This is a genomic window from Corynebacterium sp. HMSC064H12, assembly GCF_001809925.1.
In the GTDB taxonomy this organism is placed as follows: Bacteria; Actinomycetota; Actinomycetes; order Mycobacteriales; family Mycobacteriaceae; genus Corynebacterium; species Corynebacterium jeikeium_D.
Map to the genome: position 1 here is coordinate 77,408 of NZ_KV799341.1, position 26,339 is coordinate 103,746.

A 26,339-nucleotide genomic window follows, 5' to 3' on the forward strand; every position below is an offset into this window, starting at 1 on the left:
AAACTAGCCCGGCCCAGATGCTGGTTAATTTCGATCCTGTATAAAATCACCGATTCTCCGTGCGATGGATTCGAGCGTCCCATTTCCAGACGGCGAAATGTTCTCCATTCGTCCTTTGCCTTCGCTAGGTGAGGCTAAATCTAACCTAACGGTATCAGCTGCGAAAACCCGTTGATTGATGAGGCCTACTGCTTTTTAATTGCATGTTCGATCGCCAATTCAATTCGAGTCCAATTTATGAGTTTTATCGCTTGAGGCTGCACCCATTCTTCGACGCAGGCTGGGAATTCCGGCGTGGTGCAGCGACGGTCTGTTAATAGACCATCTTTGGCTTCGTGTAGTAGGTGCTTTACGGTATTATGCGCTTGCTTGAGTAACTCTAGCTTTTTAGCAGCATCAGGTAGCTCAGTGGCAAAGAGCTGTTCTTTCAAATCCGGAGGCCAAAGTGACTGGGAGTTGTTCTCGAAATCATCGAAGTATGTAAATGGATCGAATCCGATCCATTGTGAAACCTCATCAATGAATGAAGTGATTGCCACCTGAATCGGAATTAGAACCCCTTTAAGTGCTTCATTCGTGAGTTTTTAATAAGTCTTTGGGGTGGGGGATTTCGCTAGTTCGTTGAGTGCGGTGGGGCACTGGACATCAAGGTGCTGGTAGCACCTTCAAGCGAGGATCCGTCTCGTGTGATGACGTCTGGATATGTGGGGTAATTGCCATGGAACAACCACTTCTGGATGTTCCCTTCGGAACTGTTCCGATCGGCTCCGGACGGTAGTGGGCGCTTTTCCATTCCCAAGGATTCCCACGGTGTGACGATTGCCTGAATTGGTACTTGGTAGGCAACGGACAGCTGAACGAGTTCCTCAATGGTGATTGCTCTATCGTCGTTCTCGATTTTTTCGAGGATGCTGACAGCGAGTCGAGAGGTCCGAGCCGTGCAATGGCTCAATCTTGGGGCAGACCTCGAATTTCTCGAAGACGTCGAAGCTTGATGCGGACGACAAAGGAGCTCAAAACCTGGGAGTCGTGACGGCCGGTTCGTTGTGCACGATCTGCGGCATAGTGCGGCTTGTAACTGGCTCGGAAGGGAAGTGCCGGTAAATACCGTACGATATTGGCCTGGACATGCAAATCTTGAAACTACGGCGATTCACGCCACTTATTCGGGGATGGGAATCGACCTGGCAGCATATGAACGGATGAATAGGTGACAAACGGGTGACAGGATGCGCATAGAAAAACAGGCTGGCAATCCACACTTCTGAAAAGTGCAAATCACCAACCTGTTCTAAATGGTCGGGGTAGCGGGATTTGAACCCACGGCCTCTTCGTCCCGAACGAAGCGCGCTACCAAGCTGCGCCATACCCCGAGGCCACAGACACAAGCTAGAGCATAGCTCCAGCGCTGTGCTTGCGAGGACTTACTTTAGCCCGACGCCGAGCAAGAATGCAAAACGCCTGCTTAACGGGCTGTGTGTGGGGGGGGCACAGGCCCTGTCGCACCCTACGAACTACGAATCCCGCTCCACAACCTCAATCAAGGTCGCGGATGGGCGGCAGAACAGGCGCACCGGGGCGTAAGGGGAAGTGCCGAGGCCATTAGAAACGTGCAGCCACGTCTTCTCGGTCCAGCGCGACAGCCCCGAGGCCCGCGAGCGGTCGATACCGCAGTTGGTCACAATGGCCTTCCCTCCGGGCAGGCAGACCTGACCACCGTGGGTATGGCCGGAAAGCACCAGGTCGTAGCAGTCTTCCGCAAAAGCATCCAACACGTGGGGCTCCGGCGAGTGCGACAGGCCGATAGCGATGTCGGCATCCGCATTCGGGGCACCGGCAATCTGCGAATAGTCCTCCAACTCGTGATGAGGGTCATCCACACCGGACAGCGCCACCTTCACGCCACCCGCCACAAACTCCAGCCGGGCATGGGTGGCATCCTGCCAGCCGTGCTCGATAAACGCAGCGCGCATGCCGCGCCACGGCAGTTCGACGCGTGAGGGCTTGCGCTTCTTGCCTGTCAGGTACTTCAGCGGATTGACAGGCCGTGGCGCGAAGTAGTCATTCGTACCGAACACGAAGGCACCCGGACGGTTCAGTAGGGGGCCGAGCGCTGCGAGGACACTGGGGACGGCCTTGTCGCTGCCCAGGTTGTCGCCGGTATTAATCACCAGGTCAGGGTTCAGAGCATCGAGGCTGGCAACCCACTTCTGCTTCAACTTCTGGTCGGGGAGCATGTGGAAGTCGGAGACATGCAGAATCCGGAAAGGCTCACCCTCGCGCTTTCCCACCCGGGCGAGCGTGCCGGGTGCCAGCACGGGAACTTGCACACGGTGGAGTTTAAATGCACGCAATTCGATTTGGTTCGCGTAGAGGAACGTCGTCAAGCCAAGCGTGGCGAGAGCTGCGGCAGACCGCAGAATTTGGTTGGAAAAAGCGCGCGATGTCATGACAGAGACACTATCAACTACAGCGGTAATCTAGGGCGTATGAGTGAACTGAAGAACACAATTGTCTCCGATATGACCGCCGCGATGAAGGCCCGCGACAAGGAAACCGTTGCGGCGCTGCGCATGCTGAAGGCCGCCATCCAGACCGAGGAGGTTTCCGGCTCCAAGCACGAGCTCACCGATGACGAGGTGCTGCGTGTGATTGAGCGGGAGGTCAAGAAGCGTCGCGAGTCCGCTGAGATGTACGCCCAGAACGGCCGTCAGGAACTTGCCGACGCCGAACTCGCCGAAGCAGAGGTTTTCGCCCGCTACCAGCCGGAACAGCTTGACGACGACGCCGTGAAGAACCTCGTCGCGGAATCTGTGGCCGAGGTTGCTGGCGATGACGCGCCGAGCATGAAGATCATGGGCCAGGTTATGAAGGTGGCTAAGGAAAAGGCCGCTGGCCAGGTCGATGGCAAGCGGCTTTCCGAGGCCGTTAAGGCTGCCCTGCAGGGCTAGCGCGACCTTTCGCCGTTTTCCCTTTTCGGCGATAAGCGTTGGAGCTGCCTTCTAGGGCGAACTAGAACGGCAGCAGCGGAATCAGATCCCGCAAGCTCGGCGCTGGCGGAGTATTCGGACGAGGGAACTGCGGTAGCGGATCCGGCCGGTTCGTCGTCGAGTCCGGCCGCGGCGACGGTGCTGGCGGCGGGGTCGGACGGCGGGTGCCATCGGCCACGCGGATCGTGACGGTGCCACCCTTGAGTAGCAGCGGCGGCTGATCCAGCCCGACCACGATTCCTCGCGACTCGCCGGTGAGGGAGACTGTGCGTTCCTCTACCTTGTAGCCGGCCTTCTTAAGGGTCTCCCGGGCCTCGGCCTTCTGCATGCCCACCACATTCGGCATTTGGGTGATAGAGGTACCCAGTCCGTAGTCCGAATCCAGTGGTGGGAGGTTCTTTCCGCCATAGTCCTCGATGACCGGGCCGACTGCGCCGAACCATGTCCGCGCGGGCTCGCGACCACCAAAGAGGTTGCCGTTCGGGCACTGGCGCAGCGGCGACGTGCACAGCTCCGTGACAGTCGGGGTGTCGTTGTAGGCGTACACCGATCCGGCCAGGCCGCCGGTGAAGCCCAGGAATGCCGCGGACTGGTTCGACTCGGTGGTACCGGTCTTAGCCGCGACTGGACCTTCCCAATTCAGCTCTTTCGCGGCATCCTTCGCGGTGCCATCGGTGGCGTCATTGCTGAGCGCATTAGCAATCGCGTGCGCGACACCCGGCTCCACTGCCTGTTCGCACGGTGGCACATTCAGCTTGACCGCATTGCCCTTGGAGTCCGTGATCGACTCAATTGGAGAGGGCTCGCACCAGCGGCCATTGCTGGCCAGGGTGGCAGCGACATTGGACAGCTCAAGGTTATTCACCGGCGTCGGACCCAGCACGAACGAGCCGAGCTTATGCTCCGAGACATAGTCCGCCACCGAGGACTCGCCATCAAAACTGCCCGGCTCCGTGTATGAGCGCATGCCCAGGCGTACCGCCATGTCCATCACGCCATCGACGCCGACCAGCTCCGAAATCTGAATAAAAGGAGTATTCGGCGACCGTGCGAGCGTCTCACGTAGCGACATCGACGGCGGGAAACTACCTACGTTCTCCACGCAGTACAGGCCCGGCGGGCAGCCCTCTGCGCCACCGGTGCCCAGCCCGGAGGCCTCATAACGACGCGGCACCGGGAAGTTGGTGTCAATACCCAGCCCCTTTTCCACCGCCGACGTCGCCGCGAAAATCTTAAAAATCGAGCCCGCGCCATTGCCCACCGGCGTAAATGGCTGCGGCTGCACGGTCTGCATTTGTTCCGCATCGAGGCCGTATACGCGTGACGACGCCATCGCGAGCAACTTCCTGGAGTCATCCCCAGGCTCAAGCAAACTCATAACCTCGGCTGCGCCATCCGCAGTCGGTGAGGCCTGCTGACGCAGAGACTCCTGCACGCTGTCCTGCACACGCGGGTCCAGTGTGGTCTTCACATGGAAGCCACCGCGCTTGAGCTTCTCGGTCTCAATACCGTGGTTCTCCAAGTAGGAGACCACATAGTCACAGAAGAAACCGCGATCGCCCGCCGCGATACAGCCCTGCGGCAGGCGCTGAGGCTCTGGGAGGATGCCGAGATCAGCTGCCTTGGCGTCCTGAGCCTCCTGCGGGCCGATTGCCCCCGTGGATTCCATAGCCGCAAGCACGTCGTTACGCCGTGCATGCGCACCTTCCGGATTCGTATACGGATCGAGCCCGGAGGACTGCTGAACCATGCCCGCGAGCAGAGCGGCCTGCGGGACATTCAGATCCGACGCGGGAATGCCGAAGTATGTCTGAGCTGCAGCTTCCACGCCGAAAGCGCCATTGCCGAAGGGGACCAAGTTCAGGTACTTAGTCAGAATCTCGTCTTTCGTCAGCTCATCTTCCAGGTCCAACGCGATGCGAATCTCGCGGATCTTGCGACCATAATCCGTGGCAGTAGCAGCGCGGCGCTCCGACTCCGACTCTGCGTCCACCAGCAGCGTGTGGTTCTTAATCAACTGCTGCTCAATTGTGGAGGCGCCTTCCTGCACCGACTGGGACATGAAGTTCTTTACCGCCGCACGAGCAGTGCCCTTCCAGTCCACACCAGAGTGCTCATAAAAGCGCCTATCTTCCACGCTGACCAGCGCGTCCTTCATAGCGGGCGAGATGCGTTCCGACGGCACATTAAACCGCCGCTGATCATAGAGCCACGCAATTGGCTGATCATTCCGATCCGTAATAGTGGTGACCCCTGGTGCGTCCTTAGAAATCACCGACCGCGACGCCGACGCGAATTCATCAGCCGTGCGCGCGACGAGGTAGGCCGAGCCGCCCACAAGAGGAAAGAGGGCGCTGGCCACAATCAACGCAGCCAACACAGTGGCAACGGAGAGCTTGAACAGCGTCGAACCTTTATTCACAGCAATCACACTACAAGGTAGGGCGGATTGAGCCGAAGTGAGTTTTCGAAAATCCGCCTAGAGGCATGCCCGGCGAGCCCAGAAAAACGCCTGGCGAGCGGGGGCGGAGTGCTACGAGCGCCCTTACAATACCGGGCAACTCGTCGTGTGGTGGTTTCCGGAAAAAGATTTTCATAGTGACGCAAATCACCCCCGTGCTTTTGTTGGAAAAAGTTGCCCCACCTGCATTGTTGTATTTAGAGCTGCGCCACGTCCACCCTCCCAGTGTGACCCAATCGACATTATTTGGGTGGTGTGAATAGACTTACAACAAAATTTCAGCACTATTTAGTTGAAACTATTTCGAAATAACGAAAATCGCAGGCACGAGGAGGCTACAATGACCGCCACGATTCCCGATCGCAACCGCACTGCTACTACGCCAGACTACGAGCTCGGTGTAGAGAGCTTCCGCGATCGTCAGGAGTGGGTCCCGCGCGCTAAGTGCCGCGATATTGACCCGGATAAGTTGTTCGTTCGCGGCGCCGCACAGCGCGAAGCCGCAGTTATCTGCCGCCACTGCCCAGTGGTTCTGCAGTGCCGTGCCGACGCTCTGGATAACCGCGTCGAGTTCGGCGTCTGGGGTGGCCTGACCGAGCGTCAGCGCCGCGCAATGCTGCGCGAGCACCCGGAAATTACTTCGTGGGCCGACTTCTACGCTGAGCAGTACGCAGCTCAGCGCAAGGCAAAGCTGGCTAAGTAAAAACCGAACTTAGACCGAAGTAAAACTAAACCCCCAGCGCGCGAGGCTGGGGGACAGATAAAGTAGCTTCCATGACTACTAAATGGGAATACTTCACCGCACCGCTGCTCATTCACAACACCAAGGCCATCCTGGACAACTTTGGTGAGGACGGCTGGGAACTTGTCACTGTTCTCCCGGGCCCGACCGGCGAAAACCACGTCGGTTACTTCAAGCGCCCGAAGGCTGACTAATTACCTCGGTGTCTAGCACCTAACTAACAACGGCGGTTGTGCTTTCGATTGGCAGCTGACTCACTGTTGGCTGCCATCTTGCTTTGTCCGGCTTTATTCGCCCGGCCCCCAGCCGCCATGGAAAGGCTTAACTTAAATGAGCAACTCTGAATCTCGCACTCCTTCCCAGGCCCTCGAAGCCCTGGGGCTTACCCTGCCTGCAGTTGCCGCGCCAGTGGCGGCCTACGTACCCGCAACGCGCACGGGCAACCTCGTTTTCACCTCCGGTCAGCTCCCATTCGTTAACGGCGAGCTCACCCACGTCGGCCACGTCGGCGCAGAAGTCACTGCTGAGGAGGCCAAGGAGGCAGCCCGCACCTGCGCTCTTAACGCTTTGGCCGCAGTCGATGCTGAGGTTGGCCTCGACAATGTCACCCGCATCGTGAAGGTCGTCGGCTTCGTCAACTCCGCCGCCGGATTCACTGGTCAGCCGGGCGTTATCAATGGAGCCTCGGAACTCTTCGGCGACGTCTTTGGCGAACGCGGCCAGCACGCTCGCTCGGCAGTGGGTGTGAATCAGCTTCCGCTGGACGCTCCCGTGGAAGTCGAGATCATCGTTGAAGTAGCCCAGTAGCTGCTGTGTTTGCTGCCGTGAACAGCGGGAATGTTGCGTTCTCCGGGGCGTCGTAAAGCGTGCTTACACCCAAATGAGCCGAATTGGACGACGTGGCGCGCTCCCCGGATTGCGCAACCACGTAGGATAGAGGACATGGAGCATCCTGCGTATAGCCAACTGCGTCAGATTTCTCAGTCTGTGGGCGTCGTTCTGTGCCCGAACCCCAGCTACTCTTCGCTGGAGGGTACGAACTCCTACGTTATTAAGGCTGAGGGGGATAGCCGCAGCATTGTCATCGATCCGGGTCCGGAGGACGAGGGACACCTGAACGTCCTGCAGCGTTATGCCGGCGACGTTGCGTTGATTCTGCTGACGCACCGTCATGGCGACCATGCTGATGGCGCCGCACGTTTCCGCCAGCTCACCGGCGCGCCGATTCGTGAGCTGGAGTCTCAGTACTGCGCGGGAGGTCAGGATCCGCTTGTCGACGGCGAACGTATCGTCCTCGACGGAGTGACTCCGCAGATTGAGGTCGTGGCAACCCCTGGTCACACCGCTGATTCCGTCTGCTTCTTCATCCACACTGGTGATGGCGAGGACGATGTTGAAGGCATCGTTACCGGTGACACGATCGCTGGCCGCCACACCACTATGATCTCGGAGACCGACGGCGACCTGGGTAAGTACATGGAAACCCTGAAAATGCTGGATTCGCGCGGCAAGGGTGTTCGTCTGCTGCCTGGTCATGGTGCTGACCTGCCGGACATCACTGTGATGACGCAGAAGTACATTGAGCGTCGTAAGCTGCGCCTTCAGCAGGTGAAGGATGCCGTTGCCAAGCTGGGCGACGAAGCTACGGTCGACCAGATTGTGGATGAGATTTACACCGATGTCGATCCGGTGCTGCGTCATGCTGCTGAGCAGTCGACTCGTGTGACCCTGCGCTACCTGCGCGATCACGGGGAGTAGTTGCTGGGCTTCGGCTTGGGTTTTGGCTTTGGCTTCGGCTTGGGCCAGTTGCTGGGCTGGTCTGGGCTGGGCTTAATTGAGGCTAGGCTGAAGCCGAGCTTGAGTGAAGCTGAGCTTGACTCACCGCATGAAAAGAGCGTGTGACCTGCAATTTTGCGGGTTGCGCGCTTTTTGTTTGGGGTAGTGCTGGTTGGGGTGGGCTAGTGCCGGTTGGGTGGGTTGGCCTCGTCGGGGCCAGCTCAATCACTTATCGATGAGGTATCCACTTGTCGATGAGCTATAGCGCGCGCACAAGTGAACAGCGCATCGATAAGTGATTGATGCAAGGAGAAATCGGTGAATGGTGCATCGATAGGTGCCGGGAAAGCATCGATAAGTGGCAGAAAAGCATCGATAAGTGCGCCAAACTTGGCCGGCATGCCAGGTCAGCATGGCAGGCCGGCATACCAGGTCAGCATGCCAGGCCAGCGGGGGAAGACAACAAAAATCCCGCGAGCCTCATGCGTTTCATGTGCTCCTACGGGAACCGAGGATCCAAAAGCAGAGGCTGCGGGATGTGAGTCGTTTGGGCAGCGCCACAAGCGCAACAAGCTAACGTGCGCCACAAGCTAACGTGCGCAACAAGCTAACGTGCGCGTCGAGCCAAACGCTCCGTATCGGAGATGAGCACGGACTTGCCCTCAAGGCGAATCCAGCCGCGGTGGGCGAACTCTGCCAGAGCCTTGTTCACGGTTTCCCGGGAGGCGCCGACGAGCTGTGCGATTTCCTCCTGAGTCAGGTCGTGGTTCACGCGGAGAGCAGAACCTTCCTGAACACCGAAGCGATTGGCCAGCTGAAGCAGGGACTTAGCAACGCGACCAGGGACGTCGGTGAAAATGAGGTCAGCCAGTGAATTGTTGGTGCGGCGCAGACGGCGGGCCAGCATGCGCAGCAGCTGAGCTGGAACATCAGGGTGCGAACCAACCCATTCCTGCAGCTGATCGGCACTCATGGACGCGGCGGAAACTTCGGTGACGCAGACCGCCGAAGAGGTGCGCGGGCCCGGGTCGAAGATGGAGAGCTCGCCGAACATGTCGGACGGGCCCATGATGGTCAACAGGTTTTCACGACCGTCGGCTGAGCGACGAGCCAGCTTCACCTTGCCATCAATAATGATGTAGAGCCGATCGCCCGGCTCACCCTCATTGAAGATGGTGGTTCCACGCGGGAAGCGAACCGTCTCGAGCTCGCCGAGCAAGGCCTGCACAGCCTCCTGGTCGACTCCCTGAAATACACCGGCCCGGGAGAGAATCTCCTTGACGTCATCCACGGTAAAATTCTCCTGTCTTTGGCCACTAACCACCGTAAATACAGGCCAGCAGCCGCCAAATTAGCACTCGACTACAGATTGCAGTGGCCAAACAGGAAGAGAAACTACCCCGTCCCACTAGTCCCACTACTTTCGGTCTTTCCCGGTAACGCCGCTGCCAGCTTTCAAGGCAGGTTCATCCCTGGGCGAATTTCACGACAAATCGCCTCTACAGATGCATCCCAAAACTACGCCGTCACCAAGATGTGATAAGCACCACTGTAGCAAAAGAGCCACTGCGCCTGTGGGGAATTCTGGTGAAAAGCCGCTGAACTGTGTATTTATAACTAATAATTCGCTAACGGTGTTCCAAGATGTGGTGGGGCATGACTTCTTTGGTTTTTGACCGAATATGCCCGAGCTGCTACCGGTTCCATCCGCATCCCGGACGAATCGAAGGATTCGGCCCGCGAAAGGTGCGCACGCGAATTGCAATCCGGGGTAGCCGATACACTACGACCATGGATACGACCGGCAAGGCATCGTCGATAAGCAAGCACCAGATAAGCAAGCACCAGGCGACGAGCAAACCCCAGCCCACGCACCCGCAGGGATCCCTGACGTCGAAGAAGCGTCGGGCGGTGGGGGCGCATCCGGCGGCGCGGGGGAAGGAGACGCGCCTGGGTATGGTGCGGCGCGCGCGGCGGATTAACCGCACGCTGGCGGTGGCGTACCCGAATGCGCACTGTGAACTGGACTTTCGTAATCCGTATGAGCTTGCGGTGGCGACGATTCTGTCGGCGCAGTGTACGGACGTGCGGGTGAATATGACCACGCCGGCGCTGTTCGCTAGGTACCCCAGCCCAGCCGATTTGGCGGTTGCGAACCAGGAAGAGGTCGAGGAGCTCGTTCGGCCGACGGGTTTCTACAGGAATAAGGCTGCGAACATCATCGGTTTTGCGCAGGGGGTGATGGAGCAGCACGGCGGCGAGGTGCCGGGCACGTTGGAGGAGCTTGTGAAGCTGCCGGGCGTGGGGCGAAAGACGGCAAACGTGGTGCTGGGGAATGCTTTTGGGGTGCCGGGTTTGACGGTCGATACGCATTTTGGGCGTCTGGTGCGGCGCATGGGCCTCACAGAGCAGGAAGATCCGGTGCGCGTTGAGCACGAGATGATGGACGTGCTACCGCGCGCGGAGTGGACGTGGTTTTCGCACCGGCTGATTTTCCACGGTCGCCGGGTGTGCCATTCGCGCCGGGCGGCGTGCGGGGCGTGCTTCTTGGCGGCGGATTGCCCGTCGTATGGCGTCGAGGGTCCGGCGGAGCCGGAGACTGCGGAGAAGTTGATTAAGTCAGACGACAGGGAATGGCTTCTCTACCTGGCCGGTCTTAATGACGGCTACAGTGGGGAGGAACTTTCCGCGCTTGACGACGGGGATAGCGCGCGCAACACCACAGCGACACAGGACTAGTCGAGGAGCACTTTTCGTGAATGAGCAGGGCGGTCATAGTCACAATGGTGGCCACTATGAGGATCGGCAGGTGGACGTTAACCGTTCGGCATCGCTGATTACGCTGCTCATCGCGGGAGTTAGCATTGTGGGTCTGGTGATTTTCGCGATTGTGAATACCACTGATGGCAATGACGAGGCCGACGGTGGTGGGACCGGATCTGGTGTGAGTGTCGGTGCGGATGGCGCTGGCAATGGTGATGGCGCTGGCAGTGATGGTGAAGTGGATGGTGCACCGGCAGCGCCAGCGATGTCAAAGGATGAGATCGCGGCGGTAGCGGGTAGTGGCTCACTGACCGGTGTGCGCTTGCCGCTGTTGGCGGAGTCGGGAGACTCAGCAGGCCAGGACAACGAGGCTGGGCAAGTGGAACTGGTGGACATGGGGCAGGTCGTCGCGGGCAAGCCGACGGTGCTTAATGTCTGGGCGTGGAACTGTGCGCCGTGTCGCCAAGAGCTACCGCTTATCGAGCAATGGGCCAAGGACAACCCAGATGTGCAGGTGGCGACGGTGCATGCGGCTCGCGAGGCGGGGCGTGGCCAAGCCTTCCTGCAGGAAATCGGAGTGAAGCTACCGACCTACTCGGACACGGTCGACGTGGTCGGACCAGCGTTGAATCTACCGCGAGTTGTGCCCATCACCGTGGTGTTTAAGGCAGATGGCACGGTGGCGGCCATTCATCCTGGTGAATTCACCGATGCGCAGCAGATTACTGATCTCGTGCGAGGTGCATTGAAGTGACTCAGGGACAGTCGTGGAATCGTGACGCAAGCTCGGGGCTGTATCTGCCGAAGTGGTTGACCAATAGTTTGCCGCCGCACCTGGTCAGTGCTGATCACGACGCGGCAGGTCACGCCAGCAGCGCCAGCCACGCCACAACAGGCCACTCGGAGCAGCAGGTGGCCGGTCGCTCCGCTTCGTCGTCAAGCGTGAAGCGTGCGTTTGCGAAGTTGCGGCGAGACTCCTCGACGCAGGAGAAACCGTTGCGGAATCCGGCGCGGTCGGCGGTGTTGGTGCTGATCAGCGGTGATGCGGAGGCGCACCAACGGCCGGAGGATGCCAGCGTGGTACTTACGCACAGGGCGACAACCCTGCGTAAGCATGCAGGCCAGATGGCTTTTCCGGGCGGTCGTGTCGATCCCGAGGACGTGGATGAAATCGATACCGCGCTGCGTGAAGCCGAGGAAGAAACCGGCCTGAACCGAGAGACGGTGACGCCGGTGCGGGTGCTGGACTCGATTGACATTTCGCGGACTGGCTTCGCGGTGAATCCGGTGTTGGCGTATTGGCATGCACCGCATCCGCTGCGTGTGGTCGACCCTGCAGAGACGGAATCGGTGCTCAATGTGCCAATTAGCCACCTGACGAATCCGGACAACCGCATGATGCTGGGCTATCACGGCTGGACAGGACCGGCATTTAAGGTTGGTGACTTCGTCGTTTGGGGCTTTACCGGCGGCGTGCTGTCCTACTTGCTAGACGTGGCCGGCTGGTCGGAACCGTGGGACGACACCAACGTGCAGAAACTTTTGCCGGTGCTCGCGCGTTCCGCTAATGGTGAAAAACTGTCCGTACTGAAGGGAGGCCGACGATGATGCCTGCAATCGCTGTGTTTGACGTTGCGCTGCTGGCGGTCTTCATTTTCGCGCTTATCGTCGGCTGGCAGCAGGGCGCCGTCTCGTCGATTATGGCCATTTTGGGCGTTGTCCTGGGCTTGGTCATTGGTGTGCCCTTGGCGCCGCTAGCTATGGCGCAGGTCGAGAACCAGTCGGGAAAGGTTCTTCTGGGCCTCGGCACGGTGATTCTGTTGGCGTTGATTGGTCATGCGGTGGGAACAGTGGCAGGGCAGTCGCTGCGGAATACCATTCGCTCGCCGTTGGCTGTCGGCCTGGATTCTAGCCTCGGTGCCATCGTGCAGTCCGTGACGGCGCTGGTAGTGACATGGATGATCGCCGTACCCCTGGCCACCGCCGTGCCTGGGCAGTTTGCCGACTGGGTGCGTGAGTCCAAGGGCATGAACCTCATTGACCAGGTCGCGCCCGACGAATGGAGCGACGGCTTCAGTGGCATCCTCCGTCAGCTCCGCGATGATGGAATGCCCGCCATCGCTCCGCCATTCGGCTACAAGCAGAACGTCCCCGATGAACCCGCCGACCCCAACGTGATTTCGCAGGGTGTCGTCGACAGTATTCGACCGTCCATCGTCCGCGTCTTGGGCGAGGCCCCGCAGTGCGAACGCTTGCTGCAGGGCACGGGCTTTGTCATCGCGCCGGATCTGATTCTGACCAACGCGCACGTGGTTGCCGGTGCCACCACTGTTCGACTGGAAACCGTGGTCGGCATGGCTGACGCGAACGTCGTGCACTACGATCCGCTTGACGACGTCGCCCTGCTCCGAACCACCGACCTACCCCTGGAGCCCATGCAGTGGGCAGATCAGGAAGCTCGTCCGGGCGATGACGCGGTAGTGCTGGGCTTTCCCGAGTCCGGGCCCTTTAAGGCCACACCTGCGCGCGTGACGGAGAACATCATTATTCGAGGCCCGGATATTTATTCGTCGACTCGGCACGAGCGTCAGTCCTATGTTCTGAAGGCGGATGTGCGCCACGGCAACTCGGGCGGCCCACTGATTACGCCGCAGGGCCAGATCCTGGGCTTGGTCTTCGGTGCCGGTGTGAACAATGACCAGACTGGTTACGCGCTGACGCACGCCGAGGTCCAGCCACACATCGATGAGGCGATGAATAACTACGGGGCCATCGGCACGCAGCAGTGCGTGGCGGGGTAAGCGGAAAGTTGTGTGTCTGTGGACAGGTCAGCCCCAGCCGCAACCGCAGGAGAGTTCCGGCTAGCTTCAGCCGAGCCGAAGCCTAAGACCCCTCCGGCAACCAGTCCAAGTGATCCCTGATTGCCTGCACCACAGCCTGAGGTTTCTCTGCCGGCAGGAAGTGCCCACAATCCGGCACAACGCGCACGTGACTCGAGCTGAGCTCCACTAGCGCACGTGGGGTACGAGTGTCCTGCTCGCCGACGAGCAGCACCGTGTGCTCATCGCTTTTCGACGGGCCCTCCATCGCACTCAACCACTTGCGGAAAGCGGCCGGAGCCGGCCGCGTCCACCAATTCATGTGAGCCAGTGCAGGACGGAGTGCACCACTGGCCAGGCTATCGGTCATGAGTTCCGCGGTCTGTTTCCCCGCGGGGGCCTCGGCGAACCCCTCCCCGGCGGTGGACATGGACTCGCGCACGATGCGCTCAATGAGCCGCTGCTGGCGAGCCTCAGCCGCCTGCGTGCTGAACTTATTGCGACGCAACTGCGGTACCCGTGGCCGCGAGTCCCACCACGAACGGCGCAGCAGAGGAGCCAGGCTACTGCGGAAGTCCTCCGACCACGGGCTCTTCAACTGGTTCAGCCACACTTTCGGATGTGCAGCACCACAACCAATAATTCCGGAGACAAGATTGGGCTGCCGCGAAGCCAACGTCCACGCCACCCAGGTGCCGAACCCCTGACAGACCAGCAGCGCGGTCGAATGCCCCAACGAGCGAATCGATGAGGCGATGTCCTGGGCCGCCTCAAACGGATCGTAGCCTTGCGGTGTTCGGTCGGACTGACCGTAGCCACGCATAGAAATAGCCACAGCGTGCACGGGGAGGGGATCGCCCGAGTCGTCGTTAAGCAGCGGCAAAACCTCGCGCCATTCAAACCAACCGCCAGTCGAGCCGTGAATAAACAACACGAGCGGATCGGAGGGGCGGCCGCACTCGGCGATGTGTAGGCGCTGGCCGCGGACGTGAATGAGACGATGACGCCAGGGGCCAGTGAGAGAATCGCGGAGGGAGGTCATGAGGGGAAAATACCTTATCCGAAGGGCTTAAACCGGGACTGAATAAGACAAAAGGGCGAGACCAACAAAGTCCCGCCCAATTTCTTTCAAGCCTTTAGGTGTACATACCGTTCGACTGCGAAGACTTCTTCGCCGACCCCGACGGCACGACCCCCTTCAGCTCCTGCATCGACTCGATGGTCTTCTCCGGCTTGCGGATCGACTTGACCTTCTTCAGACCCAGCAGTGCTGCAACACCGGCGATGACCAGCATCAGAACGAAAACGATGAGGAACGCAGCCCAGGTTGGCAGCCAAACATCCAGCAGCCAGCCGAGGAAGAAGAAAAAGAAGAACGAGGAGTACAGCGCGACGACGCCGGCAACCGCGAAGAAGCCACCGCCAACTGCGCCCTTCTTAGCCTCGCCAGCAATTTCGGCCTTGGCCAGCTCAATCTCAGAGCGAACCAGAGCGGAAATCTGCGAAGAAGCATTAGACACGAGCTGGCCGACGCTAGCATCACCCGATGCGTTGCTATCCACATCACTCAGCGGGATAGCGGTAACACGCGGTTCGGTGCCGTCGGTAAAGAGACCCTTCGTATCGTCGTTGCTCACGTGTACTTCCTCCTACGCAGATGGTTGGAAAAGATGGTTTGAAACTTTAAAACTGCAGTTACAAACTGCCATACTACCTCTGATTGTGGGTAGGGCGCGCCATAAGGGCGAAAAAGCCAAGAACTCGTTGAAGTTTTTCTCATCTTTGACCATTTCTATATAAGTTTGTCACTTACTTAGCGGTGAAGAATTAGGGTGTGGGATATGAACAATCAGCCTGAGAACGTGCGTGGAGCCGATGGAATTGGCGCCGGTGCTGGCAATGGTGTCGGCAATGGCGCCGGTGCCGGAAAGGGGGGCCTAGCTGGCATGAGCCTGGGTGTGTCCTCCGTGTCGGCGAAGAAGCGCGCAGAGCGTGAGGCAGCGCAGGCGAAGGCATCTGAATCGGGTGCCGGTGGCGCTGACAGTGCTCCCGCCGCTGCTATTCCGCAGCTTGACCCCAAGGACCCCCTCGCGCCCCTGTGGCAGCTCGACGGCGTTGCGCACGCGGCTGATGTCGCGGCCAAGGCTATCCAGGCCGTCCACCGACACAAGGCCAACCTGCGCAAGCACAACGTCACCGGCTCCGAGTCGGTCCTGCGTGGCGCTCGGGCATCGGCGTGGCTAGAAGGCGGCGAGCCATCGCTTCCCGACGACGGCAATATCACCGACCCCGTGCTCGCAGCAGCCCTGCGGGTTGCCGACACCATTTCCCCCGAGTCGATTGGCGAGACCACTCGCGTGTGGCAGCGCGCTCCGCAGCAGGTGCTGGCCAAGTTTGCGTTGAACGCATCGCCCGCAGGTGAAACTGAAGACGGTTCCGAGGCGCGGATGAAGGCCGGCCGTCCGGTCGGTGACGACAAGCTCTCGTCCGCGATGAAGGAGCAGCGTCTGCACGTGCTCGGTGACTTCATCACTGGCCGCAGCCAAATCCATGCTGGCGTGCTCTCGGCGATTGTGCACGGTGAGCTGCTGACTCTGCGCCCCTTCGAGTACCACAACGGCATCATCGCCCGCGCCGCCTCGCGACTGACAACTGTCGCAACCGGCCTGGATCCGCGTGGCTTGGCCGTGCCCGAGGTCTACTGGACCCGCCACCGCCAGGAGTATTTCGAGGCCGCAGAGGGGTTTGCGTCGGGAAGCGCGGATGGCCTGCGTGCGTGGATTCTCCTGCACCTGGAGGGGCTGAAGGCCGGTGCCGTGGAAGCACGCGGTATCGCCGAAGCGGTGTAGGCAGGCCGGCTGCTGGATGGTGGGTTAGTCGGCCTTTGACTCGTCGTCATTTTTGCGCAGTGCCAACAACGTCGCACCCGCGCCAAGCGCCAGTGTGACGCCGGCAAGAATTGCAGCATTGCGTTTCGACGGCGCGCGAAACAGCGGGACGGGATTCCGGAATTGGCGCACAGGCCACTCACGTTCCGTCGCAATCTTGCGCAGAGCGCGATCGGGATTGACCACAACGGGATGGCCGACTGCAGACAGCATGGGCTCATCAGTGATGGAATCCGAGTATGCGAAGCATTCGGCCAGGTCGAACTGGTGCTTTTCCGCTATCCGACGCATCTGCACAGCCTTGTTTTCGCCTCGGCAGAAGAATTCCGTTTCACCCGTGAAGAGCCCATCGCGGATCTCCAGCTCGGTGGCCACCACGTTGTAGACACCGAGTGCCTGCGCAATGGGCTCAACAATCTGCCGAGCCGATGCCGAGATAATGAACACCTGATGCCCCTGTGCGCGGTGTTCACGAATGAGCTCCAATGCCTCGGCGTAGATGTACGGCGTGATGTTCTGCTCTAGGGTTTCGATGGCGACCTGGCGCAGCTCCCTGGCGCTGTGACCAGCGATAAGGGCGGAAAACTGCTCGCGGGTGGCCTCCATTTGCGCCTCATCGTGCCCCTGCGACATGTATAGGGCATGGCTGAGCGCCATTTGCAGCATGTCTGTCGGCGAAATGATGCCGCGCTCGAGGAATTGCTTGTTGAACGCATATGCCGAGCTCTTGGCAATAATGGTTTTATCCAGGTCAAAGAACGCAGCGACGCGAGAGTCAGCGGTGGCGGAGGCACCTTCCACGATGCGTGTGTCCGTAGAAGCGCGCGGCTGCGGCGTTGTTGAAGCCTTGTTCTCGCCGGTGTTCATAGACTCCGAGCTTACCCATGGATGTCGGGCTCGGGGAGAGCATTATGAGTGTTTAACTGCTGGGTGGGGAACTGGGGCGATTGGGGCGGTGGCGGTCGTGGGGGCTTGGCGGCGATTGGGGCGCGGCATTTCCTGGGCGCGATTAATCGAGGAAACGTGACATCGAACATATTGGGCATTAAATCCTTTGTAAGGTATTTGCAGATTCCTCGGGATATGTAATACTTGGACGTGGCTGGCCCCTTCTTGTTCTTTTTAGAAACAGACTGCGAGGCCGCCCCGGCTCAATCCCCCCCCCGAGCCGGTTAAAGACGCCTCGCGCCAATCCCCCCCCCGGCGCGGGGCGTCGCCCCTTTTTGGCCCAATGTTGAGGGGTACGTAGTAAAAATTGCGGGCTGCAAATGTGAAACTGTATGAGTTTATGACACTTTCAAGTCATTTTTCGTGCCATTTTTGTCATAAACACAGTCACTAACTCGCATCGACCCAACGCCACCTGACATAAACGTAGTCACTAACTTGCATTGGTCAGGCCGCGCAGTAGCCATAAGGCAAAGGCGACATGGCGTTCTGCAGTTATCCACAGTCTGAAAATTATCCACAGACAGCGAGGTTTTGGCCCCTTGCGGGCATCATTGAATCCGCCCTGTAGTGCACGCTATGGCCATGGCAATCAAGAAACTGTCCATGGCTCAGCGAACCGAGGCTTCAGCAAATCCAGTAGTCAACGCCGTCGATGATGAGGCGCTGCGTGAAGAGGTTGCGCTCATAGTCGCTGCTACCGGTCGTGACTGTGTGCAGGAGACCGTGCCACCTGTGGCTGCAGCGTCAGTGGCCGCACAAACATTTGCTTCGCCGCCAGCATCACTATCATCATCAGCCCCAGAGCCTTCCCCATCGTCAGTATCGACAGGAGCGGGAGTTTCATCGGCCCTGTGGCGTCGGGCACCAGCGGTGTTCGTCGATGCACCGGCAGCCCGAAGATTAGCCGGACGGCCTCATAGTGAGGGAGCGATCTTTCTGGTCCGCAGTGATACTGAGGCGGAAGATGCGCAGGTAGCGGAGGTTTTAGCTCCTGTTTACAGCGCCAGTTTGCCCGCGGACAACGTCGATATTGTCGAGCTGCTCGGCCGTGGCGACGTACGCCCGGATGCTCCGAAGCCCTCCGATTGCCAAAACCGCTCGAACCACCTGAACCACCATCAGAACCCAGCGTCACCTGCCTTCGCAGACGTGATTACAGCACCGGGTACAGAACCCGTACCGAACGTGCCGGCAACTACAACCGATTCCACGGCAACGTGCCTGATGTTGGTTCCTGCGGTCGGCGGTGCCGGGGCTTCCATTGCCGCGGCGGCGAGTGCATTGGTTCTTTCCCGTGAAAGGCCCATCTGTTTGGTGGACGCGGACGTGCTCGCGGGAGGCATTGATCTGGTGCTCGGGATGGAAACGGAACCGGGATTGAGGTGGCAGGACTTCTCGGCTGCTGATGGTCGTCTCGACGGAGCGGCACTCTACGAAGCACTGCCATCCTGCCCGCGATCACCCGCTCTGAAAGTGTTGACGTGGACTCGCAGTCGCACGCCCGAGACGACTTACAACCACGCCTCGGCGAACAACAAATTCGACAGCGCCGACAGAACCGACAGGCCCGACGATGTCCGGCACATTGCCAGCACCATTAGTTGCCTTATTCATGCCGGAATTACGGTCATCGTGGACTGCCCGAAGCAGGTGGAGTACGTCACCACTCTCGGCGCACTTGCCGATGACACCGTCATAGTCCTGCCCACCTCCGTTCGAGCCATCGCAGCCGCTGGGCACTTGGCGAGCATCTGTGCACAGGCGGGGTTCACCCCAAATCTTGCAGTGAGGTACCAGCAGCACCGCGATATCAGTGTCGAAGAGGTGGAATACGCTCTCGACCTGCCTATTGTTGGTGAGATTGAGTACTGCAAGAAGGTAGCTCACGAGATAGATGTGGGCGGGCTCGCTGGAACCGTCGGCAAGCTGACGCAGGGATTGGAAGCGATGTTTGCCCTTGTCGGCGGTGGTGGCGATGGATGACGTCAGGCTGTTGGCGGCGGTGCGGACGGCGCTTGCGGAGCGGCCTGGGGTGGCATCGCATAGCGAGGTCGCCGACATCATTCGCGCAGAGACCTCGGGGGTTGTCTCCGATGTGAAGGTGCTGGAGATTCTACGCACGATTCGCGAGGAAACAGTGGGCGCGGGTGTGTTGGATGCGCTGTTGCGACGCCCGGGTGTCAGCGATGTGCTGGTCACCGCGCCGGGCGAGGTCTGGGTCGACGCCGGCAACGGACTGGAGCGCGCCGAGATTTCCTTCGCGGACGAGGGCGAGGTGCGCGCGTATGCGGTGCGGCTCGCGTCGCGGTGTGGACGAAGGCTTGACGACGCGCAACCCTGGGCAGACGGCCATATTCCTGGTGGTGTCGGCGGCTGTGGTGTGCGAGTTCATGCGGTGCTTTCCCCACCGTCGGCGACCGGCACTCAGATTAGCCTGCGGGTGCTGCGTCCGGCTCGTCGCGGACTTGCGGAGCTATGCGATGTCGGGCTATTTCCACCGAAAATTCTGCCGGTGTTGCGGGGAATCGTGGCGAGACAGCTGTCGTTTATTGTCGCCGGTGGCACGGGTGCGGGAAAGACCACGCTATTGGCGGCGATGCTCTCAGAAGTTAATCCTGACCAGCGCATTGTGTGTATCGAGGACACTCCGGAGCTGCAGCCTCAGCATCCGCATGTGGTGAAGCTGGTGACCAGGGCCGCCAACCTGGAGGGCGCCGGTGCGATTGGGCAGCAGGAGTTGCTGAAGCAGGCGTTGCGCATGCGTCCCGACCGCATTGTCGTCGGGGAGATTCGAGGCGCCGAAGTGGTGGATCTGCTGGCAGCGTTGAATACGGGGCATCGCGGTGGGGCGGGGACAATTCACGCCAACCGCATTGGGGATGTCGTGGCGCGCTTTGAGACCTTGGGGCTGATCGGTGGCCTTGGTCGCGCCGGGCTGCATGCGCAGTTGGTCTCGGCGGTGCAGGTGGTGTTGGTGGTCGAACGCGCTGATGTTCGCAGGCTGGCACAGATCGGGCTGCTACGCGGTAACCCACCGGAGGTGGTGGAGGTCTGGACTGCTCGGGATGGGCCTGGGCCGGGTTGGGAAGCGTTGCAGAAGTTGCTGGTCGGCGGGGAATAACCGGTGGAATACCCGATGGAATGACTAGAGGAAAAGTCAGGGGATTAGACGGGGAGATTAACAGCTATGGGGGAAGGGTTTAGCGTGGCGATGCTCATTGGGGGAGCGGCTGCGGCGGTCGCTATCTGGCCGGACAGCTCGGCGGCGGTGCGCTCGCGAGCACTGGCAGGCCGTGGCCGCGAGGTGTCCGGCGGGCTGAAGTGGTTGCAGCGCATGGTTGGACTTGGTGCTGGTTCCACGGGGTCGAGTGCAGTAAGCACTGGCAGTGCGAATCGAACTGCAGGACTATCAATCCTCATCGTTGCAGGCCCAGCACTCGTGTTGCTGTGGCTCGCCGGGATTCCAGGTGTCATAGCCGGGCTGTTGCTGGGTCGCACCGCAGGGGCAGTAGTGCGCGCTGTGGGGGAGAGGCGCTGTGAACGTCGGGAAGCGGACAGCGCTGCGGTAGCGCTGGAAACTTTGACCGCGCGGCTGCGCGCAGGAGCGGCGGCTTCACGAGCGCTCAACGCGGCAGCAGCGGAATTGCGCAGGTCAGGGGATGAGACTGTGTTGGCTGATCATCTCGCGCACGCGGCGCATCGCGCGAACTTCGCCGACCCGTGGGAGGGCGAAGAATCTTCGGAGCAACTGCGCCGGATTGGGCGTATGTGGACGGTGGCGCAGCAACACGGTCTGAGTTTGGCTGGGTTGCTGGACTGCGCGCGGGGTGATCTGCAGGCTCGTCAGGCGCATCGCTCACAGACGTCTGCCGCGCTGGCGGGACCGCGCATGACGATCGCCATCTTGGCATCGCTGCCGGTGTTCGGTTTGGTCATGGGGCAAGCTTTCGGAGCGTCCCCATTCGAGTTCCTCAGTCGCGGTATCGGAGGAATTGTGCTGGTCATCGGTGTCGGGCTGGTGTGCGCGGGCATCGAATGGGCGGTCGCCATCATCGATCGTGCGGAGGCCGGACAATGATTGCCGCCGCACTTCTCATCGCCGTCTACCTCTGCTTGCCGACGTTCAATCCCGTCCGCAGCCGACTGCCCGAATTGGTAGCCGAGTCGGATGCTCGTGTGCGAGGAGGCCTACGTCGACAGGTGACCAATCGGGTGTCGCAGATTGCCGCACAGGTGCGGGAACGTGTGCGAACTCTCATTGGAGGTGAGCGCATCAGCTCGGCTGTGCTGCTCGATGCCGCAGCGGCCCTCGACATCATTGGCGCTTGTTTGAGCTCCGGTATGCCGTTGTCACAGGCCATGGCAGCAGCTGCCGATGGTGCAAACCCTGAGCTGGCCGAGCCACTTCGACAGTGTTCCGCCAGGTTGTCCGTGGGCGCGCACTCCACTTGGGAAAGCCTTGCTGCCACACCCGCGCTCGTGCCCCTGGCGACAGCTGGGCGCCGAGCAAGCGAATCCGGCACCGTTCTGGCGCAGGCCTTGGAGGACACCGCTGCCATGTACCGCAGTCAAGCGCACGATGCGGCGCAAGCCGTCGCCGAAAAGGCTGGTGTCCTCATTGCCGGGCCGCTGGCGTTGTGCTTTCTACCCGCGTTTGTGGTGCTGGGTTTGGTGCCCACCATCGCTGGGCTTGCCGACGAAATGTTTGCAGGACTGATGCCGTCATGAAGCGTGGACACTTCTGCGCCAAGCCCCGCGCGCTGGCACGCGCCGGATGCAGTGCTGGTTGCGCTCTCAGCTGTGACTTCGGTTGTGCGCGTGGTCCGCCTGCCGCGCCGCATTCCAACACGCATCAACCCGCATCAACGCGCGTCAATGCACATCACACCTCACAACTGACCTGTCACTCGACATCCACACAGGGGGAAACACTCATGACCACTCAAAACTCCAACCATCCGACCAACCTTCCAACCAACTCTTCAACCAATCCGCTGACCGCTGCGCAGTCCCAGCTGCGCTCGTATTTGCACAAGCGTCTGCACGCTCTGGCAACTGAGGAAAACGGCATGTCAACCGTGGAATATGCTCTCGGAACTATTGCGGCCGCAGCTTTCGGAGCCCTGCTCTACACCGTCGTGACCGGCGGCGATATCACCCAGGCGCTCACCGATATCATCGAAAGGGCGCTCAACACCGATGTCTAGCCGCATCCGCTCTACGCTTCATCGCCTGTGCGTCGGCGACGAAGGCCAAACCACGGTAGAAACCGCTTTCGGTCTCGCGGCACTGGTCACGGTCATGGCCACGGCTCTGTCCGGGCTGGTCACCATCGCAATGTACCTAGGGCTTACCGACGCAGCCGGAGCCATCGCACGGGCTGAGGCACGGGGCGATGCGGAGACAGTAGCCGAGCTCCGCGCCGACGCAGATGGGCAGGTCGCGATATCGGAAACCTCCGGTACCGTGCGCGTGACCATTCGGCGCTCAGCGGGGCCATTTTCGCTGGAAGCACGCGCGGTTGCACTGCGGGAGAGAGCGGCATCGTCATGAGAAACGTGACAGCCCGCCTTCTCCGCGAAGAAGAAGGTTCCACCACAGTCGCAGCCGCACTGTTCATCGCCGCTTTCGTCGTTCTGACTTTGGTCGGAGTTACGGCCGGGGTGAGGGTGGTGCAGGCGCGGCAGGCAGCGGTAGCAGCGGATCTGGCCGCGGTGGCCGGCGCCGTGGCTGCGCAAGAGAGCGACGACGCCTGCAAAGCTGCGGGGTCAATCGCAAAAGCTAATCATGCACGCATTGTGGCCTGCGAGATTGATGGGGAGGACGTGCAGGTCAGCGTCCAACGAAAGGAGAGAAAAGCCACGTCCAGGGCAGGGCCGGTAGCGGTGGAGGATGCTGCTACTGGCCGTCGTTAAGCGCGCGCGACACCCCACTGAGCACCTTGATTGCGCCGGCCTTGTCCAGCGGATCGTTGCCATTGCCGCACTTGGGCGACTGGATGCACGATGGGCAGCCGGATTCGCACTCGCAGGCGGCGACGGCATCGCGGGTTGCGCGAATCCACTGAGCGAAGGCCTTGTAGCCACGGTCGGCAAACCCCGCACCACCAGGGTGCCCGTCGTACACAAAAACGGTGGGCTGCTGGGTATCGGCGTGCATGACCGTGGAAACACCGCCGATGTCCCAGCGGTCGCAGGTGGCAATCAGTGGCAGCATGCCGATAGCCGCGTGCTCGGCTGCGTGAAGAGCCCCCGGCGCGATGTCGGAGCCCACGCCCCAGGAGCGCAGGGTGGACTCGGGCATTGTGTAGGCCACGGCGCGCGTGACCAAACGCTGCGGAGGGTAGTCAAGTTCAACACTGTCGAGAATCTCGCCGGTATCCAGGCGACGAAGATAGGAGGTGACCTGGTGAAAGACCTCGACCTGGCAGGAAGCGACCTGTAGGCCCTGGTAGTGGCGCATATCGTCAACATCGAGGATGCGGATGGTGGTGTCCATGCGTGAGCTGGTGGAATAGCGCGGCTGCTCGGGGTGGACCAGGGCGACGAGGCTGTCGAAGTCCAGCTGGTCGACAAGGTAGGACTCGCCGCGGTGCAAGTAGACGGCACCGTCGTGAACCTGCTGCATCGCACGGCCAAGATCGATGGTGCCAAGCAGTCGGCCATCGGTCTGGTCGACGATAGCCACTTCCTGACCATCGCCGCCACGGACGTTCACGGCATCGTGAGCAGTGGCGATACGCGGCCCTTCATCGCGGTCGGTTGGGTAGTAGACGGGCTCTTGTCCTTCCCAGGTGCGCTTGCGCAACCATCCCGCGGCCACCATGTCTTCGGCTACGGGCATGGTTCCCCACGCTTGAAGCTGACTGGTGGTTACGGGTTTCTCCACAGCCGCGCAGTAGAGATGTGACCACACCACATGCGGGTTGCGGGGATCGAAGACGGTCTTTTCCACCGGCCTGCCCAGCAGTGCGGACGGGTTGTGGACCAAGTACGTGTCCATGGGGTCATCGCGAGCCACCAACACCACCAGTGCGCCCTGACCACGACGACCCGCGCGGCCGGCCTGCTGCCAGAATGAAGCGACCGTGCCCGGGAAACCGGCCTGTACCACCGCGTCGAGGCCGCCGACGTCAATGCCCAGTTCCAGTGCATTGGTGGTGGCCACACCTAGCAGGGTGCCGTCATCGAGCATGCGCTCGATGTCGCGGCGCTCTTCGGCCAGGTAGCCGGCGCGGTAAGACTCGATGCGCTCGGCGATATCGCTGCGGTGGCGCTTCTCCAGGCGCTCGCGCACGCCGAGCGCTACCTTCTCAGCACTGCTTCGCGAACGGGTGAAGGTCAGGGTGCGGGCGCCCTCGACAAGCAGGTCGGCCATGATATCCGCGGCCTCGGTCGGGGCGGGGCGGCGCACGGGTGCGCCGTTCTCGCCTTGGAGGTCGGGGAGCAGGCCGGGTTCCCACAGGGCGATAGTTCGCTCGCCGACCGGGGCGCCGTCTTCGGTGATGGCCTCGACAGGCTCGCCGATGAGGCGACGAGCCTGGTCAGCGGGGTCGTTGGTCGTCGCAGAGGCAAAAATCACGGTCGGCGAGGCGCCGTACTCGCGGGATAGCCGCAGGAGGCGACGCAGAATTTGGGAGACGTTGGCGCCGAACACGCCTCGATAGGCATGGCATTCGTCGACGACGATATAGCGCAGGTTGCGCAGCATCCGTGTCCATCGAACATGGTTGCCGAGCACCGAAACATGCAGCATATCGGGGTTGGTAAACACCCAACGGGCGTGGTCGCGGATGGCGCGCCGGGCGTCTTGTGGGGTGTCGCCGTCGTAAAGCGAAATCAGCGAACTCAGTGACGCCGGTGCCATCGCGCGTGCAGTGTCCAGCTGATCGGCGCCCAGCGCCTTGGTCGGGGAGAGGTACAGCGCGGTGGCCGCGGGGGTGGCGGACAGTTCTGTGAGCACGGGCAGCAGGTAGCCGAGCGATTTACCCGACGCCGTGCCCGTCGCGACGACGCAGTGCACGCCCTCGCGGGCGAGGTTCGCGGTTGTCGCCTGATGAGTCCACAGGTTCTCAATTCCGCGATCTACCAGCACTTCTCTCAGCCAACTTAGCACCCACTCAGGCCAAGGCGCAGTCACGCCAGCGCGTGCAGGAAGATCCGCAATGTGCGTCACCGTCGCCCGCGGATGCGCACGAATAACCGGCCCCAGCAGCTCCCGCCCAAACGACTCCACCGACACCACCCTTTCCTGTAAACGCGCACTTCATATGCTTGACGACGCTTCCTATCAGCCACATTCTCGCTATTCGACACCCCAGTTTCTCCGGACTCCGAACACGGGTTTACGGGGGTGGCAAGAAGCTGTTCCTAATCGGCGCTCGCGCCCCAAACGTGGCAGACTTTTTGAGTGTATCGCCCGCCAACGGGCACCCAGCAAAAACTCGCACGAGGCGAAAGGGTGCTTTGGCCGTGTTTACCCCATCGTGTGTGGCCGGATGTGCGTGGCGAATACTTGTTTTATCGAATCCTGAAGTTGGGAAGTTTTGTAATGGCACAGGGTACTGTGAAGTGGTTCAACTCGGAGAAGGGCTTCGGGTTTATCGCCCCAGCTGACGGTGGCAACGACGTGTTCGTTCACTACTCCGAGATCCAGGGCACTGGTTTCAAGACGCTGGAAGAGAACCAGGCAGTCGAGTTCGAGATTGGTGAGGGCCAGAAGGGTCCGCAGGCTCTGGACGTGAAGCCTCTGTAAGTCAACCGTTTCCGGGTTGAACTGGGCTTTTGCCTAGTCTGTCGCGCGGAGTTTTTGGCTTTTCAAGGCCCATGTTGTGTTCATGGGGTAAGCCTTGATTCTCCCACGCGGAAAGTAATTTCTGCGTGGGATTTTTGCATTTCTGGGGGCAGTGGGTCAATCCGAGTTACTGACTACGTTTATGACAAAAATGGC

General features: G+C 60.5%; 26 protein-coding genes and 1 tRNA gene. 18 read left to right on the forward strand and 9 right to left on the reverse strand.

Going from position 1 to position 26,339, the window contains the following annotated elements; genetic code table 11:
- Positions 1–185 precede the first annotated feature (185 nt).
- From HMPREF2681_RS05280 to HMPREF2681_RS05290, 3 genes are all read right to left on the reverse strand, one after another.
- Positions 186–539, reverse strand: a complete 354-nt coding sequence (locus HMPREF2681_RS05280; protein WP_070546331.1) for a hypothetical protein — start codon at positions 537–539, stop codon at positions 186–188.
- Between the two features lie 757 nt (positions 540–1,296).
- Positions 1,297–1,373: transfer RNA gene (locus tag HMPREF2681_RS05285), tRNA-Pro, on the reverse strand.
- Between the two features lie 141 nt (positions 1,374–1,514).
- Positions 1,515–2,450 carry a metallophosphoesterase gene (locus tag HMPREF2681_RS05290; protein WP_070546333.1) on the reverse strand — a complete coding sequence of 312 codons (936 nt, stop codon included), beginning with the start codon at positions 2,448–2,450 and terminating at the stop codon, positions 1,515–1,517.
- Between the two features lie 39 nt (positions 2,451–2,489).
- Between HMPREF2681_RS05290 and HMPREF2681_RS05295 the strand changes: the two genes are divergently transcribed.
- Positions 2,490–2,951, forward strand: a complete 462-nt coding sequence (locus HMPREF2681_RS05295) for a GatB/YqeY domain-containing protein (RefSeq protein ID WP_016421920.1) — start codon at positions 2,490–2,492, stop codon at positions 2,949–2,951.
- A 61-nt stretch (positions 2,952–3,012) separates the two neighbouring features.
- Here HMPREF2681_RS05295 and HMPREF2681_RS05300 read toward each other — a convergent pair whose 3' ends face one another.
- Positions 3,013–5,421, reverse strand: coding sequence for a transglycosylase domain-containing protein (locus HMPREF2681_RS05300; protein ID WP_070546335.1), 2,409 nt, complete (start codon positions 5,419–5,421; stop codon positions 3,013–3,015).
- A 370-nt stretch (positions 5,422–5,791) separates the two neighbouring features.
- On the opposite strand from HMPREF2681_RS05300, the gene HMPREF2681_RS05305 reads away from it, so the two are divergent.
- The 4 genes from HMPREF2681_RS05305 to HMPREF2681_RS05315 all read left to right on the forward strand — a co-directional run bounded on the left by HMPREF2681_RS05305 (position 5,792) and on the right by HMPREF2681_RS05315 (position 7,951).
- Positions 5,792–6,154 (forward strand): WhiB family transcriptional regulator, encoded by a 363-nt coding sequence (locus HMPREF2681_RS05305; RefSeq protein WP_005511664.1) that lies wholly within the window; start codon positions 5,792–5,794, stop codon positions 6,152–6,154.
- 71 nt (positions 6,155–6,225) lie between these two features.
- Positions 6,226–6,387, forward strand: a complete 162-nt coding sequence (locus HMPREF2681_RS11035) for a Sp36 family protein (protein WP_005511670.1) — start codon at positions 6,226–6,228, stop codon at positions 6,385–6,387.
- A 136-nt stretch (positions 6,388–6,523) separates the two neighbouring features.
- On the forward strand, positions 6,524–7,000 hold the full coding sequence (locus tag HMPREF2681_RS05310) for a RidA family protein (protein WP_005511683.1): 477 nt from the start codon (positions 6,524–6,526) through the stop codon (positions 6,998–7,000).
- Between the two features lie 135 nt (positions 7,001–7,135).
- Positions 7,136–7,951 carry an MBL fold metallo-hydrolase gene (locus HMPREF2681_RS05315; RefSeq protein WP_005511689.1) on the forward strand — a complete coding sequence of 272 codons (816 nt, stop codon included), beginning with the start codon at positions 7,136–7,138 and terminating at the stop codon, positions 7,949–7,951.
- 625 nt (positions 7,952–8,576) lie between these two features.
- On the opposite strand, the gene glxR is transcribed toward HMPREF2681_RS05315, so the two are convergent.
- Positions 8,577–9,260 carry a CRP-like cAMP-activated global transcriptional regulator GlxR gene (gene glxR / locus HMPREF2681_RS05320; RefSeq protein ID WP_005511668.1) on the reverse strand — a complete coding sequence of 228 codons (684 nt, stop codon included), beginning with the start codon at positions 9,258–9,260 and terminating at the stop codon, positions 8,577–8,579.
- Positions 9,261–9,880: 620 nt separating this feature from the next.
- Here glxR and nth point away from each other — a divergent pair.
- Genes nth through HMPREF2681_RS05340 form a run of 4 tightly spaced genes read left to right on the forward strand, consistent with a single transcriptional unit; the run spans position 9,881 to position 13,533 of the window.
- The gene (nth, locus tag HMPREF2681_RS05325) at positions 9,881–10,708 is read left to right on the forward strand and encodes an endonuclease III (protein WP_370550197.1); all 828 of its coding nucleotides are present in this window, start codon (positions 9,881–9,883) and stop codon (positions 10,706–10,708) included.
- A 16-nt stretch (positions 10,709–10,724) separates the two neighbouring features.
- Positions 10,725–11,486: a TlpA family protein disulfide reductase gene (locus HMPREF2681_RS05330; protein WP_070546337.1), complete on the forward strand. Its 762-nt coding sequence runs from the start codon at positions 10,725–10,727 to the stop codon at positions 11,484–11,486.
- Positions 11,483–12,340, forward strand: a complete 858-nt coding sequence (locus HMPREF2681_RS05335) for an NUDIX hydrolase (RefSeq protein WP_016421925.1) — start codon at positions 11,483–11,485, stop codon at positions 12,338–12,340. Before HMPREF2681_RS05330 ends, HMPREF2681_RS05335 begins: the two co-directional genes overlap by 4 nt.
- Positions 12,337–13,533 (forward strand): MarP family serine protease, encoded by a 1,197-nt coding sequence (locus tag HMPREF2681_RS05340; RefSeq protein WP_049189453.1) that lies wholly within the window; start codon positions 12,337–12,339, stop codon positions 13,531–13,533. The genes HMPREF2681_RS05335 and HMPREF2681_RS05340 overlap by 4 nt, the downstream gene beginning before the upstream one ends.
- 82 nt (positions 13,534–13,615) lie before the next feature.
- On the opposite strand, the gene HMPREF2681_RS05345 is transcribed toward HMPREF2681_RS05340, so the two are convergent.
- Together HMPREF2681_RS05345 and HMPREF2681_RS05350 are read right to left on the reverse strand one after the other, a co-directional pair.
- Positions 13,616–14,593 (reverse strand): alpha/beta fold hydrolase, encoded by a 978-nt coding sequence (locus HMPREF2681_RS05345; RefSeq protein WP_070546339.1) that lies wholly within the window; start codon positions 14,591–14,593, stop codon positions 13,616–13,618.
- Between the two features lie 94 nt (positions 14,594–14,687).
- Complete coding sequence (locus HMPREF2681_RS05350; RefSeq protein ID WP_016421928.1) at positions 14,688–15,188, reverse strand: phage holin family protein; 501 nt, start codon at positions 15,186–15,188, stop codon at positions 14,688–14,690.
- A gap of 204 nt (positions 15,189–15,392) precedes the next feature.
- On the opposite strand from HMPREF2681_RS05350, the gene HMPREF2681_RS05355 reads away from it, so the two are divergent.
- Positions 15,393–16,400, forward strand: a complete 1,008-nt coding sequence (locus HMPREF2681_RS05355) for a Fic family protein (protein WP_083295710.1) — start codon at positions 15,393–15,395, stop codon at positions 16,398–16,400.
- 24 nt (positions 16,401–16,424) lie between these two features.
- On the opposite strand, the gene HMPREF2681_RS05360 is transcribed toward HMPREF2681_RS05355, so the two are convergent.
- A complete protein-coding gene (locus HMPREF2681_RS05360) occupies positions 16,425–17,306 on the reverse strand; it encodes an HAD family hydrolase (RefSeq protein ID WP_070546340.1) in 882 nt (293 codons plus the stop codon).
- Positions 17,307–17,972: 666 nt separating this feature from the next.
- Between HMPREF2681_RS05360 and HMPREF2681_RS05365 the strand changes: the two genes are divergently transcribed.
- The 7 genes from HMPREF2681_RS05365 to HMPREF2681_RS05395 all read left to right on the forward strand — a co-directional run bounded on the left by HMPREF2681_RS05365 (position 17,973) and on the right by HMPREF2681_RS05395 (position 23,305).
- Complete coding sequence (locus HMPREF2681_RS05365) at positions 17,973–19,373, forward strand: CpaE-like family protein (protein WP_246822706.1); 1,401 nt, start codon at positions 17,973–17,975, stop codon at positions 19,371–19,373.
- Positions 19,366–20,511, forward strand: a complete 1,146-nt coding sequence (locus tag HMPREF2681_RS05370) for a TadA family conjugal transfer-associated ATPase (protein ID WP_016421932.1) — start codon at positions 19,366–19,368, stop codon at positions 20,509–20,511. Before HMPREF2681_RS05365 ends, HMPREF2681_RS05370 begins: the two co-directional genes overlap by 8 nt.
- Before the next feature lie 66 nt (positions 20,512–20,577).
- A complete protein-coding gene (locus tag HMPREF2681_RS05375) occupies positions 20,578–21,468 on the forward strand; it encodes a type II secretion system F family protein (RefSeq protein ID WP_070429254.1) in 891 nt (296 codons plus the stop codon).
- Entirely contained in the window at positions 21,465–22,118 is a 654-nt protein-coding gene (locus HMPREF2681_RS05380; RefSeq protein WP_016421934.1) for a type II secretion system F family protein, read from the forward strand. Before HMPREF2681_RS05375 ends, HMPREF2681_RS05380 begins: the two co-directional genes overlap by 4 nt.
- Before the next feature lie 206 nt (positions 22,119–22,324).
- A complete protein-coding gene (locus HMPREF2681_RS05385; protein ID WP_016421935.1) occupies positions 22,325–22,597 on the forward strand; it encodes a DUF4244 domain-containing protein in 273 nt (90 codons plus the stop codon).
- Positions 22,590–22,943: a TadE family type IV pilus minor pilin gene (locus HMPREF2681_RS05390; RefSeq protein WP_016421936.1), complete on the forward strand. Its 354-nt coding sequence runs from the start codon at positions 22,590–22,592 to the stop codon at positions 22,941–22,943. The genes HMPREF2681_RS05385 and HMPREF2681_RS05390 overlap by 8 nt, the downstream gene beginning before the upstream one ends.
- Complete coding sequence (locus HMPREF2681_RS05395) at positions 22,940–23,305, forward strand: Rv3654c family TadE-like protein (RefSeq protein WP_016421937.1); 366 nt, start codon at positions 22,940–22,942, stop codon at positions 23,303–23,305. The genes HMPREF2681_RS05390 and HMPREF2681_RS05395 overlap by 4 nt, the downstream gene beginning before the upstream one ends.
- On the opposite strand, the gene HMPREF2681_RS05400 is transcribed toward HMPREF2681_RS05395, so the two are convergent.
- Positions 23,289–25,625 carry a DEAD/DEAH box helicase gene (locus HMPREF2681_RS05400; protein ID WP_070546384.1) on the reverse strand — a complete coding sequence of 779 codons (2,337 nt, stop codon included), beginning with the start codon at positions 25,623–25,625 and terminating at the stop codon, positions 23,289–23,291. The genes HMPREF2681_RS05395 and HMPREF2681_RS05400 overlap by 17 nt on opposite strands.
- A 315-nt stretch (positions 25,626–25,940) precedes the next feature.
- Between HMPREF2681_RS05400 and HMPREF2681_RS05405 the strand changes: the two genes are divergently transcribed.
- A complete protein-coding gene (locus tag HMPREF2681_RS05405; RefSeq protein WP_005511370.1) occupies positions 25,941–26,144 on the forward strand; it encodes a cold-shock protein in 204 nt (67 codons plus the stop codon).
- The last annotated feature ends 195 nt before the right edge of the window (positions 26,145–26,339 follow it).

Coding starts and splice junctions, on each gene's coding strand:
- HMPREF2681_RS05290 (WP_070546333.1), bottom strand. CDS start 2,450: ATGACATCGCGCGCTTTTTCCAACCAAATTCTGCGGTCTGCCGCAGCT.
- HMPREF2681_RS05295 (WP_016421920.1), top strand. CDS start 2,490: ATGAGTGAACTGAAGAACACAATTGTCTCCGATATGACCGCCGCGATG.
- HMPREF2681_RS05305 (WP_005511664.1), top strand. CDS start 5,792: ATGACCGCCACGATTCCCGATCGCAACCGCACTGCTACTACGCCAGAC.
- HMPREF2681_RS11035 (WP_005511670.1), top strand. CDS start 6,226: ATGACTACTAAATGGGAATACTTCACCGCACCGCTGCTCATTCACAAC.
- HMPREF2681_RS05310 (WP_005511683.1), top strand. CDS start 6,524: ATGAGCAACTCTGAATCTCGCACTCCTTCCCAGGCCCTCGAAGCCCTG.
- HMPREF2681_RS05315 (WP_005511689.1), top strand. CDS start 7,136: ATGGAGCATCCTGCGTATAGCCAACTGCGTCAGATTTCTCAGTCTGTG.
- HMPREF2681_RS05340 (WP_049189453.1), top strand. CDS start 12,337: ATGATGCCTGCAATCGCTGTGTTTGACGTTGCGCTGCTGGCGGTCTTC.
- HMPREF2681_RS05345 (WP_070546339.1), bottom strand. CDS start 14,593: ATGACCTCCCTCCGCGATTCTCTCACTGGCCCCTGGCGTCATCGTCTC.
- HMPREF2681_RS05355 (WP_083295710.1), top strand. CDS start 15,393: ATGAACAATCAGCCTGAGAACGTGCGTGGAGCCGATGGAATTGGCGCC.
- HMPREF2681_RS05360 (WP_070546340.1), bottom strand. CDS start 17,306: ATGAACACCGGCGAGAACAAGGCTTCAACAACGCCGCAGCCGCGCGCT.
- HMPREF2681_RS05365 (WP_246822706.1), top strand. CDS start 17,973: ATGGCAATCAAGAAACTGTCCATGGCTCAGCGAACCGAGGCTTCAGCA.
- HMPREF2681_RS05370 (WP_016421932.1), top strand. CDS start 19,366: ATGGATGACGTCAGGCTGTTGGCGGCGGTGCGGACGGCGCTTGCGGAG.
- HMPREF2681_RS05375 (WP_070429254.1), top strand. CDS start 20,578: ATGGGGGAAGGGTTTAGCGTGGCGATGCTCATTGGGGGAGCGGCTGCG.
- HMPREF2681_RS05380 (WP_016421934.1), top strand. CDS start 21,465: ATGATTGCCGCCGCACTTCTCATCGCCGTCTACCTCTGCTTGCCGACG.
- HMPREF2681_RS05385 (WP_016421935.1), top strand. CDS start 22,325: ATGACCACTCAAAACTCCAACCATCCGACCAACCTTCCAACCAACTCT.
- HMPREF2681_RS05390 (WP_016421936.1), top strand. CDS start 22,590: ATGTCTAGCCGCATCCGCTCTACGCTTCATCGCCTGTGCGTCGGCGAC.
- HMPREF2681_RS05395 (WP_016421937.1), top strand. CDS start 22,940: ATGAGAAACGTGACAGCCCGCCTTCTCCGCGAAGAAGAAGGTTCCACC.
- HMPREF2681_RS05405 (WP_005511370.1), top strand. CDS start 25,941: ATGGCACAGGGTACTGTGAAGTGGTTCAACTCGGAGAAGGGCTTCGGG.